This window comes from Rhizobium sp. rho-13.1 (assembly GCF_007000305.1).
Classification (GTDB): Bacteria; Pseudomonadota; Alphaproteobacteria; order Rhizobiales; family Rhizobiaceae; genus Rhizobium; species Rhizobium rhododendri.
On record NZ_SCFL01000121.1, the window covers coordinates 1 to 240 of the forward strand.

1 protein-coding gene is annotated in these 240 nt (G+C 60.8%); it reads right to left on the minus strand.

The genetic code is table 11. From position 1 onward, the window contains the following. Positions 1–240, minus strand: a 240-nt coding sequence (locus EQW76_RS28915; protein WP_161991106.1) for an ABC transporter substrate-binding protein, incomplete at both ends; no start/stop codon positions are given.

Consider the following 240-nt stretch of genomic DNA (forward strand, 5'->3'; position numbering starts at 1 on the left):
CTGTCGAGGAGCCGGGCGCGGTGATGCCGACCTTGCGCCCCTTCATGTCGGCCATAGACTTGATCTCGCCGGCGAGATCCTTGCGCACGGCAATGACGATACCGGGGAAGCGGCCGAGATTGCATATCCCGACGATATCCTGTCCCTTGGTCTGCATGCGGATCGTGTGCTCGTAGGCACCAGCGACAATATCGAGCGAACCGCCGACCAGACCTTCGAGTGACTTCGAACCACCCGAAA